The organism is Chamaesiphon sp. VAR_48_metabat_135_sub, assembly GCF_031418915.1.
Taxonomy (GTDB): domain Bacteria; phylum Cyanobacteriota; class Cyanobacteriia; order Cyanobacteriales; family Chamaesiphonaceae; genus Chamaesiphon.
On the sequence record NZ_JANOJV010000296.1, the window covers coordinates 1 to 13,568 of the forward strand.

General features: G+C 43.7%; 14 protein-coding genes. 6 read left to right on the forward strand and 8 right to left on the reverse strand.

Translation table 11 applies throughout. The features are described 5' to 3' along the window. Positions 1–214 precede the first annotated feature (214 nt). On the forward strand, positions 215–571 hold the full coding sequence (locus RMO55_RS20460) for an AbrB family transcriptional regulator (protein ID WP_310429795.1): 357 nt from the start codon (positions 215–217) through the stop codon (positions 569–571). A gap of 241 nt (positions 572–812) precedes the next feature. On the opposite strand, the gene RMO55_RS20465 is transcribed toward RMO55_RS20460, so the two are convergent. Further along, positions 813–2,036, reverse strand: a complete 1,224-nt coding sequence (locus RMO55_RS20465) for an esterase-like activity of phytase family protein (protein WP_310429769.1) — start codon at positions 2,034–2,036, stop codon at positions 813–815. Between the two features lie 85 nt (positions 2,037–2,121). On the opposite strand from RMO55_RS20465, the gene RMO55_RS20470 reads away from it, so the two are divergent. Next, on the forward strand, positions 2,122–2,658 hold the full coding sequence (locus RMO55_RS20470; RefSeq protein ID WP_310429771.1) for a hypothetical protein: 537 nt from the start codon (positions 2,122–2,124) through the stop codon (positions 2,656–2,658). A 191-nt stretch (positions 2,659–2,849) separates the two neighbouring features. Here the strand turns inward: RMO55_RS20470 and RMO55_RS20475 are convergent, their stop codons facing one another. The 3 genes from RMO55_RS20475 to apcA all read right to left on the reverse strand — a co-directional run bounded on the left by RMO55_RS20475 (position 2,850) and on the right by apcA (position 4,435). Further along, a complete protein-coding gene (locus tag RMO55_RS20475) occupies positions 2,850–3,053 on the reverse strand; it encodes a phycobilisome linker polypeptide (protein WP_310429773.1) in 204 nt (67 codons plus the stop codon). Between the two features lie 330 nt (positions 3,054–3,383). Continuing rightward, complete coding sequence (gene apcB / locus RMO55_RS20480) at positions 3,384–3,869, reverse strand: allophycocyanin subunit beta (RefSeq protein ID WP_310429775.1); 486 nt, start codon at positions 3,867–3,869, stop codon at positions 3,384–3,386. Between the two features lie 80 nt (positions 3,870–3,949). Further along, entirely contained in the window at positions 3,950–4,435 is a 486-nt protein-coding gene (gene apcA / locus RMO55_RS20485) for an allophycocyanin subunit alpha (protein ID WP_310429777.1), read from the reverse strand. A gap of 381 nt (positions 4,436–4,816) precedes the next feature. On the opposite strand from apcA, the gene RMO55_RS20490 reads away from it, so the two are divergent. Beyond that, positions 4,817–5,707 (forward strand): PhzF family phenazine biosynthesis protein, encoded by an 891-nt coding sequence (locus tag RMO55_RS20490; RefSeq protein ID WP_310429779.1) that lies wholly within the window; start codon positions 4,817–4,819, stop codon positions 5,705–5,707. A gap of 239 nt (positions 5,708–5,946) precedes the next feature. Continuing rightward, complete coding sequence (gene ftsH2, locus RMO55_RS20495) at positions 5,947–7,833, forward strand: ATP-dependent zinc metalloprotease FtsH2 (RefSeq protein WP_310429781.1); 1,887 nt, start codon at positions 5,947–5,949, stop codon at positions 7,831–7,833. A 117-nt stretch (positions 7,834–7,950) separates the two neighbouring features. Here ftsH2 and RMO55_RS20500 read toward each other — a convergent pair whose 3' ends face one another. Together RMO55_RS20500 and RMO55_RS20505 are read right to left on the reverse strand one after the other, a co-directional pair. Continuing rightward, positions 7,951–8,088, reverse strand: coding sequence for a hypothetical protein (locus RMO55_RS20500; protein WP_310429782.1), 138 nt, complete (start codon positions 8,086–8,088; stop codon positions 7,951–7,953). A 611-nt stretch (positions 8,089–8,699) separates the two neighbouring features. Continuing rightward, the gene (locus tag RMO55_RS20505) at positions 8,700–8,984 is read right to left on the reverse strand and encodes a hypothetical protein (RefSeq protein WP_310429784.1); all 285 of its coding nucleotides are present in this window, start codon (positions 8,982–8,984) and stop codon (positions 8,700–8,702) included. Positions 8,985–9,161: 177 nt separating this feature from the next. Between RMO55_RS20505 and RMO55_RS20510 the strand changes: the two genes are divergently transcribed. Then, positions 9,162–10,007 (forward strand): 3'(2'),5'-bisphosphate nucleotidase CysQ, encoded by an 846-nt coding sequence (locus RMO55_RS20510; protein WP_396134434.1) that lies wholly within the window; start codon positions 9,162–9,164, stop codon positions 10,005–10,007. Between the two features lie 47 nt (positions 10,008–10,054). Here the strand turns inward: RMO55_RS20510 and RMO55_RS20515 are convergent, their stop codons facing one another. Both RMO55_RS20515 and RMO55_RS20520 read right to left on the reverse strand, forming a co-directional pair. Beyond that, complete coding sequence (locus RMO55_RS20515) at positions 10,055–10,864, reverse strand: DUF4253 domain-containing protein (protein WP_310429788.1); 810 nt, start codon at positions 10,862–10,864, stop codon at positions 10,055–10,057. Between the two features lie 28 nt (positions 10,865–10,892). Further along, positions 10,893–11,276 (reverse strand): hypothetical protein, encoded by a 384-nt coding sequence (locus tag RMO55_RS20520; protein ID WP_310429790.1) that lies wholly within the window; start codon positions 11,274–11,276, stop codon positions 10,893–10,895. Between the two features lie 128 nt (positions 11,277–11,404). On the opposite strand from RMO55_RS20520, the gene RMO55_RS20525 reads away from it, so the two are divergent. Continuing rightward, on the forward strand, positions 11,405–13,568 hold a 2,164-nt coding region (locus RMO55_RS20525; RefSeq protein WP_310429793.1), incomplete at its 3' end, for a GH116 family glycosyl-hydrolase.

Consider the following 13,568-nt stretch of genomic DNA (forward strand, 5'->3'; position numbering starts at 1 on the left):
TAGATTAGCAAAATAATTTTAGCCTAAATAGTAATTTTGCTAATTATTAAGTGCATAATAAAATGGACATCCAGCTAATTAGATCGTGGCTAAAACTAAAGCAGAATCTGCACCTAAAGGTACTAAAAATACTGTCTCCGAGACAGCTCCCGCAGTCGCTAAAGCAGAGAAATCTGCAAAAGTAGTTGCAACAGTTGATGACTCAACTGAAACTATTGCCACTGCAACCCCGCTTACTGGTAAGGCTTTACTCCAAAAAGTTAAAGATTTATCTCACCTAGCCAAGCGCGAAACTGCCAAGCAATGTGGCTATGTGAAAACTTCTACTTCCGGTGGAATCCGTACCGATTTATCTGGCTTTTATGATGCCGTACTCGCTGCTAAGGGTGTCAAATTAGACGAAACTAGTAGAGACACTCGTGGCAAAGTTGCTACTTATAAAGCGACTGTCCACAAAAATGGTCAGTTATTAATCGGTTCTGCCTATACAAGAGGTATGGGGCTGAAGGAAGGCGACATCTTTACAATTAAGCTTGGATACAAGCACATCCACTTGATTCAAGATAATTAGATTGGTGTAGGCTTTCAATCCCCCTTTAATTATGTGGTTCCAGAAATTAAGGGTAGGGGCAATGTCTTGTCGGTTTTTTATTCTGCGTCGTTTTTATGTCTAGGGTTCCCCCCGAATAAAAAAGCGACGCATCGAACGGGAGGGAACCTCCCGTTCGATGCGTCAAGACAACGACAAGACGGGGAATCCCAGAATAAAACCGCCGCTTCATGAATTGCCCCTACCCTTAATTTCTAGATTTCTATCCCTGTTTAAATTTAAACAGCAGAAACTGGGTAATTTGACGCTTACTAAAGTTATTATCGCTGACTAGCAGCAGAGTTTGGCTACCATCGGGAAGCCGCGCACCAAATGCCATTCCTTCAAGATTATCGATGTAAATATCTAAGTCTTTGAGATCGAAGGCTAGTTGTTTTTTGATGGCTTGAATGGTTGTATTACCCTTAAAACTAGCAATTTTGCTAGTATCGGTAGCACCGCCCATCGTGGCTTGAAATAGTTTGACACGGAAGCCTGTCAGCCCGAAGGAGCGTTCGAGCGTGAGAAAATGACCGCTAGTATCGATGGCTTGAATTTCTGGTAATCCATGCTCGATCGACCCTAATGGGGGAGAATCTAATTGATAGAGGTGTTCGCTGACGATTTCGGCTCTATCGCTGAGGAGATAATGCAACCAGCGATTTTTAGCCCCTGGAATCTTCCCATCTTTACCTACTTTGGCTACTTCTTTATCTTGCATCAAGGATGATTCTGTCGCCGCAAATAGTCTCAATGGTTCGCCACTAGCCGGAAGAGTACCCGTAGGGCTGAGTGTCATACTCTCAAACGCCAGATTGTTTTGAAAGCCACGTTTATTCTCAGTGTCGGGGAGATAACGCTTGGGAATAGGTAAAGCCTGCTTGACTCGTCCGGTTTTGAGATCGAATTCGTCGATAAATGGGAGAATATTTTTATTACGATCTCCCTCGCTGGAGATAAATACTGAGGATTCAGCAGTCAATGCGATGGCTTCAGTGTCGGTTTCACTAGGGGGATAGTTTTCACCGTTAGCATTCTTCAGTAGCGTGACATCAGTTATGTCTAACCGATCGAGTTTAACCTGTTTGGGGTTGGTAGTATCTAAATTGAGTTTAAGCGTGTAAAATCTAGCTGGTGCTTTATCACCGCGATCGTCCGAAATAGCATAAAATAAGTCACGCTGTCGATCGTATGTCAGTCCCGATAAGCCCCCAACTGTGGTATTTTTAACTTGAAAGTCGTTAGGAATTTTATATTCGCCAACGTACTCGATCGATAGTTTATTGAAAATCCGACTACTCGCCTCACTCGGTAGATCTGCACTACAGGAACTCAGAAATATCGAGATACCCACCAGACACAATAACACTCCCACCGAAACAGTTCCCGCTAAAATCCACCCGCCGATTTTTTTGCGCCAAGGCGACTGTTTTTTATCTAGATTCATAACTATTTTGGGTAATAATATCTATTACTGAGTCCTCTTATTGTAAGTTACCCATTGTCTAGGGTTTAAACTTTCCACTAAATTTATGTCTTCATCTAATTTATCTGTTTCAGCTAATATCAAATTCGATGAAGCCATCGAGCTTACTCAATCATTCTTGACACAGCTTAAAAAGAATGAGTTAACATCCAGTCAAATTCTAGATTTTGTCTCTGCACTCGTCAAAACAGCCAATGGTGCTAGAGGCTTTTTTGTCACCTATCTCACAGCGTCAGATCCCCTCTGTGATGAACCCCAACCAGAAATCATCGTAGCTATAGCAGCACATCCAGACATCGCCGCCGATTTACTCGTCAAAAATATTGCCATGTCTACCGCTCAACAACTCTACCATCAACGACGTAACGATCCTGAAATGATGGCATCTTCAGCAACAGTCGCCCAGCGAACGACTAAAATCATCCAGCAATTAAATCTACCCCAGATTCAGGATATGTGTCGGGAATTAGTCAGCACTATTCATACTGGAACTGGATCTTATCGTGAATTTTTGACTCGTTGGGGTTATGATAATGAACAGAAAGACTCGATCGCACAAATAGTCTCACAGCTTATTGTTTAGATTATTATTCATTATTTAATTCACACCATCCGTAGGGGCGGGTTTATAAACTCAATCGCGATTTTACTGAAAATCTAATTTGAACCCGCCCTCCTCTCTAGGATTGTAGAATCTACAATCTCAATGCGATAACAATAAACAACAAAAGAGGTCATAATTGACCTCTTTTTATCGATATATTCAACTGTTACTTAAAGTAACCCAGTATTAGCACCCTGTTTACCAGTGGCTAATTGAACTTTAATGATTTTCCCACCCATTTTCATGATCCGTTGTTGTTCGCGGAACCAGCTATCGTAAGGAACTAACTTAGTAAAATAAGTATTTTGGAGTTCGCGCTGAGTTCGGGTGCGACTTTGGCTGGGAACGCAGGCGGTGATTTTGAACATCCGCATATTAATGGTTCTCCTATTCTTATATTTTGGATAAACTATATCAATTTTCGCACTATTCGGTCGCGACTCATCTAGTTATTGCTATTAAGTCACAATAATCTATTCATGAATCATGCTTGCGAATTATGGCAAAGTACAAAGCTCTATTACTTCACAAGTATTTCGCTTTCAACTATTTAAACATCAAAGTCTGGGAGTCAGAGGTTAATCCTAGATCTTCAAAACTCATCTTAGTTAGACTAAATAAGCTGTTGAAGAGCTAACACTCACATCGGACTTCCCAGACTCGATAGCTTCATCTACATCTCAATTGGTAATTAAACCTATTGACTAGCCTAAACCAGAGCAGATGTAGTCTAAGTAAACGCCCATTTCTTTACCAGCATCAGCACCAACTAAACTAGCGGTGACTTCTTTGATAGCTTGGATCGCTTGAACGGTAGCAGCAACAGGAACTCCAAGAGAGTTGTAAGTTTCTTTCAAACCGTTGAGTACGCGCTCATCTAAGATAGATGGATCGCCAGCTAGCATTGCATAGGTAGCATAACGGAGGTAGTAGTCTAAGTCGCGGATGCAAGCTGCATAACGACGAGTGGTGTACATGTTACCACCTGGACGGGTGATATCCGAGTACAACAAGGATTTAGCTACAGCTTCTTTAACGATGGTTGCAGCGTTTGCACCGATGGTACCAGCAGCACGAACGCGGAGTTCGCCTGTACCGAAGTAAGCTTTGAGCTTATCTAGGGAGCTGGAGTCAAGGTATTTACCTTGAACGTCGGATGAATTGATGACAGAAGTAATTGCGTCTTGCATTATTCTAAATTCCTTATCTAGTCTTTAGTTGCTAATTTCAAAATTCGTAACCGGATCGAAGTATTAAACTAGGTTTAAAACTAGCTCATTGCACCGATTAGGTAGTCAAAGTAAGCACCAGCTTCAGCAGCGTCTTCACCAGACATCATCGCAGAAGCAGCGTCTTTCATTGCACGAACGCCACCAGCAACAGCATCGATAGGAGTTCCTAAAGATCTGTACATTTCACGAACGCCAACTACACCGATTTCTTCGATCGGAGTAACATCACCAGCAACTACACCGTAAGTAATCAAACGGAGGTAGTAGTCTAAGTCGCGCAAGCAAGTTGCAGTCATTTCTTCGCCGTAAGCGTTTCCACCTGGGGAAACAACATCAGGGCGTTGTTGGAACAGTTTGTCGCCTGCACCTTTAACTAGACGCTCGCGAGAGTCAGTTAGGGTTTGAGCGATACGTAGACGGCGTTCGCCGGAAGCTACGAAACCTTTGATTCTGTCTAATTCGCCTGGGCTGAGGTAGCGAGCTTCAGCATCTGCGTTGACGATCGCTTTGGTTACGATACTCATCGTGTGATTACTCCAAAAAAGTTTGTTACCAGACTTATATTATTTGGTCTGAGGTTGCTTACAGTTATTTACACAATGTAAAAATTGCTCGTAACTAAAGTGCCTTCCGGGAATATTTTGCTTCATTATGAGTGGTTTTTGCTTAAACTCGTAATAGTTTGTAACGATCGGGGATGAGGGGGGAGCGGGGAGCGGGGAGCGGGGAGAGAGAATTTAGAGTTAGATTCGGTTGTTAATCTGGGAAAATATTGAGTGTAGTGAAGCTTTAGAATATTAAGGATAGATGTAGGGTGGGCACTGCCCACCATCTAGGTTCTAATCAATTTCTATCGAATCAATATTCACACTCACCTACTCAAAAAATTGAGATAGCGAACAACGATGACTAATATTCCTTTTTTGATTTTGGATGTGTTTGCGACGGGGAAATATACGGGGAATCAGTTGGCAGTGTGTCTGAATGCTGGGGATTTGACAGATGCGCAGATGCAGCAGATTGCGCGGGAGATTAATTTCTCGGAGACGACGTTTGTTACGAGCGTGGAGCCAGTGAATGGGGGCTACAATACGCGCATTTTTACACCGACGACAGAATTGCCATTTGCCGGACATCCGACGTTAGGGACGGCGTTTGCGATTGAGCAGGAGATTGTGAAGAATTCGGTGGCGCGTGTCAATCTCAATTATCAAGTCGGACAAATTCCGGTGGATCTGAATTATTTGGATGGCGAACCAGATATTCTGTGGATGCATCAGCAGCAGCCCAAGTTTTATGATGCTGTCGATGTCGAGATGTTAGCCGCCGTTATCGGGGTAAGTCCGACAGATATCGATGCGCGTTACCCGATCGAGCCTGTCACAACTGGTTTACCATTTATAATAGTGCCACTCAAAACTATGGCTGCGGTAAGTCAGGCGAAATTGAATCTGGACTTATACGCGCACTCAGTCGCCAATTTACCCGCCCAAGCTATTCTCGTATTCTGCCCTGAAACGATCGATTCCTCTCGTCAGCTCCACGTCCGCGTTTTCACCGAATGTTTCGGTATCCCCGAAGATCCTGCCACAGGTAGCGCGAATGGTTGTCTAGCCGCCTATCTCGCCAAATATCAATATTTCGGTAGCCCCAATTTAGACATCACCGTCGAACAAGGTATCGAAATAGGCAGAGCCTCTCTACTCTATCTCCGCGCCCACTATACACCCCAAAACTGCCCCGTCAGCATCGGCGGCAAAGTCATCAACATCGCCAAAGGTGAATTTATTCTGTAAAAATTCACAAAATCAAAAGCCGTAAAATCACCTAAAACCTTTAGCTTGCAACAATCTCCCCACACTCCCCACACTCCCCACACTCCCCACACTCCCGATCCCCCCTTTCCGAAATCTGAGAATTACGTTAAATTTAATTAAGATATGTTTTCAAACATTTTAAAGCTTATATAAGACAAGCTGAATTAATAATTCTTAACCGATAACTGTCACCCCCATAACTAAAGGCAAACAATTTTATGAAGTTCTCGTGGAAACTAGCAGCACTGTGGACGATTCCCGTTCTGGTAATCGGCTTCTTTGTATGGCAAGGGGCATTCACACCCGTCACCGCTGAAGTTAGTCAAAATACAGCGAGTACTCGGATGACCTATGGTAGGTTCCTAGAGTATCTCGATGCAAATCGCGTCAAGGCAGTTGACCTGTATGATGGTGGTAGAACGGCGATCGTCGAGGCGATCGATCCAGATCTCGAAAATCGGATGCAACGTCTGCGTGTCGATTTACCAATGAACTCACCAGAATTGATTGCCAAATTGAGAGACTCGAATATCTCCTTTGACAGCCACCCAATTCGGAATGATGGTGCAGTCTGGGGTTTCCTCGGTAACTTAGTTTTCCCTGTCTTATTGATTAGCGGTTTGTTCTTACTATTCCGCCGTTCTAACAATATGCCTGGTGGCCCTGGACAAGCGATGAACTTTGGTAAATCCAAAGCGAAGTTCCAGATGGATGCCAAAACTGGGGTAATGTTTGATGATGTTGCTGGAATTGCTGAAGCGAAGGAAGAATTGCAAGAAGTTGTAACTTTTCTTAAGCAGCCCGAACGGTTTACAGCCGTTGGTGCCAAGATTCCTAAAGGTGTCTTGTTAGTCGGCCCTCCTGGTACTGGTAAAACCCTACTAGCTAAAGCGATTGCGGGTGAAGCTGGGGTACCCTTCTTTAGTATTTCTGGTTCGGAATTCGTCGAAATGTTTGTCGGTGTGGGTGCGTCCCGCGTCCGTGACTTGTTCAAAAAAGCAAAAGAAAATGCTCCTTGTATCATCTTCATCGATGAAATCGATGCAGTTGGTCGTCAACGTGGTGCTGGTATCGGTGGTGGTAACGATGAGCGCGAACAAACCCTGAACCAAATGCTCACCGAGATGGATGGGTTTGAAGGAAATACTGGGATTATTATCATTGCTGCGACTAACCGCCCTGACGTGTTAGACTCTGCTCTATTACGTCCCGGTCGATTCGATCGACAAGTACAGGTAGATCCGCCTGATGTCGCTGGACGGATTGAAATCCTCAATGTCCATGCTCGGAACAAGAAATTAGGTGAAGGTGTTTCTCTCGAAGCGATTGCTCGTCGGACACCTGGATTCAGTGGTGCTGACTTAGCAAACTTGCTCAATGAAGCAGCCATTATGACCGCCCGTCGTCGCAAAGATGCGATTACCAACCTCGAAATCGATGATGCTGTCGATCGAGTCGTAGCAGGGATGGAAGGTACTCCCCTCGTCGATGGTAAGAGCAAGCGTCTCATAGCCTACCATGAAGTCGGACACGCGATCGTCGCCACCCTGATTCCTGCTCACGACCCACTTCAGAAAGTCACCCTAATCCCACGCGGACAAGCGGCTGGTTTAACCTGGTTCACACCTTCTGAAGATCAATCCCTGATCTCCCGCACTCAACTACGCGCTCGGATTTCCGGTGCCTTAGGTGGACGTGCCGCCGAAGAAATCGTATTTGGTGATTCTGAAGTCACAACTGGTGCTGGTGGGGACTTACAGCAAGTTACCTCGATGGCCCGCCAAATGGTAACACGTTTCGGGATGTCCAAACTCGGCCCTCTGTCCTTGGAGAGCCAATCTGGTGAAGTATTCCTTGGTGGTAACTGGGGTGCGCGTTCTGAGTACTCCGACGAAGTAGCCGCTCAAATCGATCAAGAAGTGCGGGTAATTGTTAATAAATGCCATGAAGAAGCACTCCAAATCATGCGAGATAATCGGACAGTAATCGATCGATTAGTAGATATCTTAATCGAAAAAGAAACGATCGACGGTGAAGAGTTCCGCCAAATCGTGGCTGAGTACACAGTGGTACCTGAGAAGCCTCAGTTTGCTCCAATGCTATAGATACAGTTTGAGATTATAATTGTAACAATATCCCTGCTAGTTTAACGCTAGCAGGGCTTTTTGTCGGTCTAGAAAATCCCCTCCGAGGAGGGGATTTACATGCGGGGGATTGTCGAGCTACGCTTTACTGCTAGATTTTAGTTTCTTTCTCATCCGCATAGCAGCCGTACCACCAACTAGCGTACCGATGATGGTAAAGGTTTCGGGGACTGAGGTAGAAGCTGCAACATCAACAACAACGTTATCTAGAAGCACAACAAATGGGTCGTTTCGACCGCCAAATTGGATCGTGTCCGAACCAGTACCAACAAAGTTAAAACTATATGGAGTAAATGTTACTAGATTGGGGATGTCTACTTGGTCGAATAATGTATTGCCATTTACTTGTACTTGAAATTGATTAGTAGTTCTGCCATCGCTGAAAAAATCGTAGCTCAGTGAATAATTTTGTCCTACAATTGTGTTGATAGTCTGCGAGATAAAACCTAGCGAGCCAATTTTTGCAAAATAGGCAACATTAATGCCACTTAATCGGTTTGAGTTTTTCGATCGAATACTAAACTAATTGGCTGAGTACCTGCAAGAAATCCAGCTCAATTGTTCTCTGCTATCAAGTAGATCGTAGTGAGTCAAAATTATCTCAAAGTTTTCAGTAATTGTTCGATCTCGTAGCGTTTTGGAATGAACATTGATCGGTAGACATCTTAATCGAAACAGAAAAGATCTACTTTCAAAAGGTATGTCTATTGCAAAACAATACCACCAATATCATCGGCTTCTCGTAAGTCAGAGATGATATTGGTGGCTATGTGCTTATTTTAGATTCGGTCAATTATTTTATGAACGATCCTAGACCTAAATTTTTACTAAGGCTTTTTAGGAGCATCTTTTTTAGCGTCAGTTTTAGCACCATCAGCAGGCTTTGCGTCGCCTTTAGGAGCGTCAGTTTTAGCACCATCAGCAGGCTTCATATCGCCTTTAGGAGCATCAGCAGGCTTCATTGCGTCGCCTTTAGGAGCATCAGCGGGCTTAGTTTCAGTAGCAGCAGGTGCAGCAGAATCAGTTTTAGGAGCTTCCGTAGCTGAGTTACAAGCTGTCAAACCAGTAGTCAAAGACAGGCTGGCAATTACCAATAAAGTTTTCCAGTTCATTAAAAATTTCCTCACACTTAAATTTTGAAGCAGACTTGTGGCTTCGTATATTATTCTAGCACCACGATCGAGAAAATCTAGGGTAAGCTGGACACAGGAAACCGTATTGTTTTGGCGTTCAGATATAGTGGAAACCGAACAATCCCTCAGATTCCTCAATTCCCATCCCTCAGATTGATACTAGTGAACTCACCACTTCCCCACCTCACCTTAGCCGATATCTTGGAACGGACGATCGAGTTAAGTCAGGCAGCAGCAGTAATTTTGAAGTCTTACTATCGAGGTAGTAGTGAAGATTTGCAGGTATTGGATAAGGCAGAAGGTCCTGTTACAGTAGCAGATAAAGCAGTCGATCGACACATTTTAGCTGGTATTCAAGCGATGTGTGGCGATAGTTGTGGCTATCTGACTGAAGAGACTTATCAAACTGGCGATCTCGAATTATCCCAAGAGTGGGTATGGATTATCGATCCTTTGGATGGTACGCGAGATTTCATCGATAAAACTGGCGAATATGCCATTCATATCGCTCTGACATATCAACATCGCCCAGTTTTAGCAGTAGTTGCAATTCCAGAATCGGATCTATTATATGCCGCAATTGAGGGTGGTGGAACTTGGCAAATAACTACCGATGGGGTGAGGAAAGCTGTACGAGTCAAGCAAGGTAAACAAATAACTGATTTAGTTGTTGTCGCCAGTCGCAATCATCGCAGCGAGCAGTTAGTTCAGTTATTGGCAAAACTTCCCTGTCAGCAACAGCGAAAAGTCGGTAGTATTGGGTGTAAAATAGCCTCGATTGTCGAACATCATGCCGATTTATATGTATCTCTTTCGGGAAAATCTGCCCCGAAAGACTGGGATTTAGCTGCGCCAGAATTGATTTTGACAGAAGCAGGCGGAAAGTTTACGCACCAAGATGGTAGTTTGCCAAAATATAATCAGGGTGATGTCAGTCAGTGGGGTTGTTTAATTGCTAGTACGGGTGAATGGCATCAGCAAATTTTGGATGCTTGCGAGTAACGAACCCATCATAGAGTCTGTGTCGGTCGAAATCGCAACAGCAAGATTCAATCCCACCAAAAATACCAAACGGAACCTTCAATTAATGTAGATGCCAAAGCACTCAATGTCTGCGTACCTTGGTCTACAATATCATTGCAATATAAGTATTGCTCTTTCGCCAAGGACATAGCAGTTTTTTCATCCAGAGGCGGTTTAGTAACGCGCATTTCAATAGTATCATGATTGATGCCAACGACTTCAGCACCATAAATCTCATACCACCTTTTCATCAAACAAATATGTTCTTCAGGAATGGGACAACTATTCCAACCACCCAAATTAAGATATGCGGGTATCTGCCAACAAATTTGGGTTGGGATTAGAGCAATTACTACTGTTTCTAGAGATGGAATTGTAAAATTTTCACTTGGAAAAATAGCACCATCCCAATCACCCAAGATTCCATTGGTTAATACTTCTAGTGGCTCTCCATCTTCAAATTCATCATCAAATTCGTCTTCATACATCTCTTGTGCTCGATCGTAGAACCATTTCTCAGCATCCAAAATAGATGCTCTATTAATAATTGCATTAATAGCATCAATGTCGATTATTTCATCAATAGGAACAGCAAAACGTTCCCAATATTCCTGATGTTGTTCTATTTCTTCCTCACCACCTAACAGCAATGGATAATACTTCGATTCATCGTTAAGTTGACGAAGATAATTCCATAAATTAATGGCTTGCGATCCCCCAACTGTCAGCCCATAAACTCGTACATTATCAATCTCCCATAGTAATCTCAGCGATTTACACTCAACATTATTACGGACGAGAAATTCTCTCAATTCACTTTCTGGTAATGACATCATATTCTCCTAACCGAGGATTTAAGTCAATTCACATACCTAGGCTGCCCAGTCCACCACCAAAAATAACTTTATTTGCAACTGAAATCAAACTGACTAGCACTGCAATTACTACCGCTCGCCAAACAAATCCCCAAAATCCCAACTTAGTTCGCTCGTCAATTACCTTCAAGTCACCCCGAACCTCAGCAAATTTTATATCCGTATTGGCAGCTACTTTTTGGATTTCTCCCTTGAGATCGGCAAGTTTAGTATCGGTATTAGCCTCTACTCTTTGAATTTCTCCTCTCATCTGAGCAAAACCGACCCGTGTTTCTTCTCGTAGACTGATGATGAGATCCCTAAGCTCTCGAATTTCGATTTCTGTGGTTTGGGTCATGGTGGGAGATATTTGAAGGTACTTGTATTTTAACATTTGAGCATCTAGTTCAGTCTTTCATCTCGAATAATTCGATTGCGTTCCCGTAGCGTCTCTTCGAGAAGGCAGCGCGGTGGTCAATCAGTCTACAATGGGGAGTTGCATCCTCCAAACAGCGACTAGATATGCCCAATTCGTCACCACGTCCGTCGATTCCTACTGCTACTTGGCAACGTCAATTTCATCAAGGTTGGGAAAAACCCTATACTGTCCGCTATGAGAGTAATCTAGATGATGGGCCATTTCATGGGATGCCATTAGGTGGATTTGGCGCGGGTTGTATTGGTAGATCTCATCGGGGTGAGTTCAATCTGTGGCATATCGACGGTGGCGAACACATTTTTAAAAACCTCGCAGCCTGTCAGTTTAGTGTATTTGAACGAGTGGAAGATGGCGATCCTCAAGCTTATGCGATGTGTACGGAAGCACCAGAGGATGGTAGTTTAAATCGGTGGCAATCTTACCCTCAGACGACGCTAGCAGGTCAATCTACAGGTACTTATCAGGCTTTATATCCTCGAAGTTGGTACAGCTATGAAAACGTCTTTCAGGCGCAATTAACTTGCGAGCAATTTTCACCAATTTGGGCGGATAATTATCAGGAGAGTTCTTATCCGATTGGGGTATTTGAATGGACTGCTCATAATCCAACCGATAAACCCATCACTCTGAGCATTATGCTGACGTGGGAAAATACCGTCGGCTGGTTTGCAAATAGCAATCCATCTAGTAAAGTAGAAATTCGCGATGATGGCAGTCCAGTATATGATTATCAACCGCGAATTGGTGAAAGTGAGGGAAATTTTAATCAGTGGATTGTTGATAATTATCGGGTGGGTTGCTTATTAGATAAAGCACACAAATCGGACGTACCGAGTGAGGGTGAAGGGCAATGGTCGATCGCGAGTATTGCTAATCCCAGTGTGGAAATATTTTATCATGCTCGGTGGAATCCGATCGGTGATGGTGGCGATATTTGGGATAGTTTTGCCACCGATGGTTCGCTGCCAGATATCGATGATGAAAGTGTGGCGAAACAGGGCGAACGGATTGCAGCGGCGATAACAATTCGGTTTACAGTTAAACCTGGGCAAACTAAAAAGATTCCGTTTACTCTGGCGTGGGATTTCCCAGTTACGGAATTTGGTAAAGGAGTTAATTATTATCGACGGTATACAGATTTCTTCGGTCGATCGGGTGAAAATAGTTGGGCGATGATTCGCACAGCTTTTAAACACTATGATACTTGGCAAGAGCAAATTATTAACTGGCAACAACCAACACTCGATCGAGCCGATCTGCCCGATTGGTTTAAAATAGCGTTGTTTAATGAGCTGTATTTACTAACCGATGGCGGTACCTTATGGACGGCAGCCGACGAACGCGATCCTGTCGGACAATTCGGCGTATTAGAATGTTTAGATTATCGCTGGTACGAAAGTTTAGATGTCCGTTTATATGGCTCCTTTTCTGTTCTCTTACTCTGGCCAAAATTAGAGAAATCCATCCTAATTGCCTTCGCCAGAGCCATCCATACCGAAGATACTAATCAACGCTTAATCGGTTACTACGTCCAAACCGCATTTGGCTACGAAGATCGCCCTCAAAATGTCGATCGATCTGAAATGATGGCACCACGAAAAACCCTCCACGCCACCCCCCACGATCTCGGCGCACCCAACGAACACCCGTGGGAAAAGACTAACTATACCTGCTATCAAGATTGCAATCTCTGGAAAGATTTGGGTAGCGATTTTGTCCTGCAAGTTTATCGCGCTTATGTATTTACAGGTAAAAAAGATATCGAATTTCTCGCCGAATGTTGGACGGCAATTGTCGATACATTAGCCTATCTCAAACAGTTCGATCTCGACAACGATGGCATGATCGAAAACTCCGGCGCGCCAGATCAAACCTTCGATGATTGGCGACTTCAAGGAATTAGTGCTTACTGCGGTGGATTATGGTTGGCAGCATTGGAGGCTGCGATTGCAATCGGTCAAATCCTCACTCAACAATACCATGACGAACTAACTCCTAAACCCGCCGAAATCATCCCTCAATATCAAGCTTGGTTAGATGCAGGAAAACCGATTTATCAAGCACAACTTTGGAATGGTAGTTACTACCGCATCGATACAGGTAGCGGCTCAGAAGTAGTCATGGCAGATCAATTATGCGGTCAATTCTACGCCAAGCTATTAGAACTAGATGATATTGTGCCTCTAGACTGTGCCAAAACTGCGCTAGAAACCGTCTATCAATCCTGTTTCCTCAATTTCCAAGGCG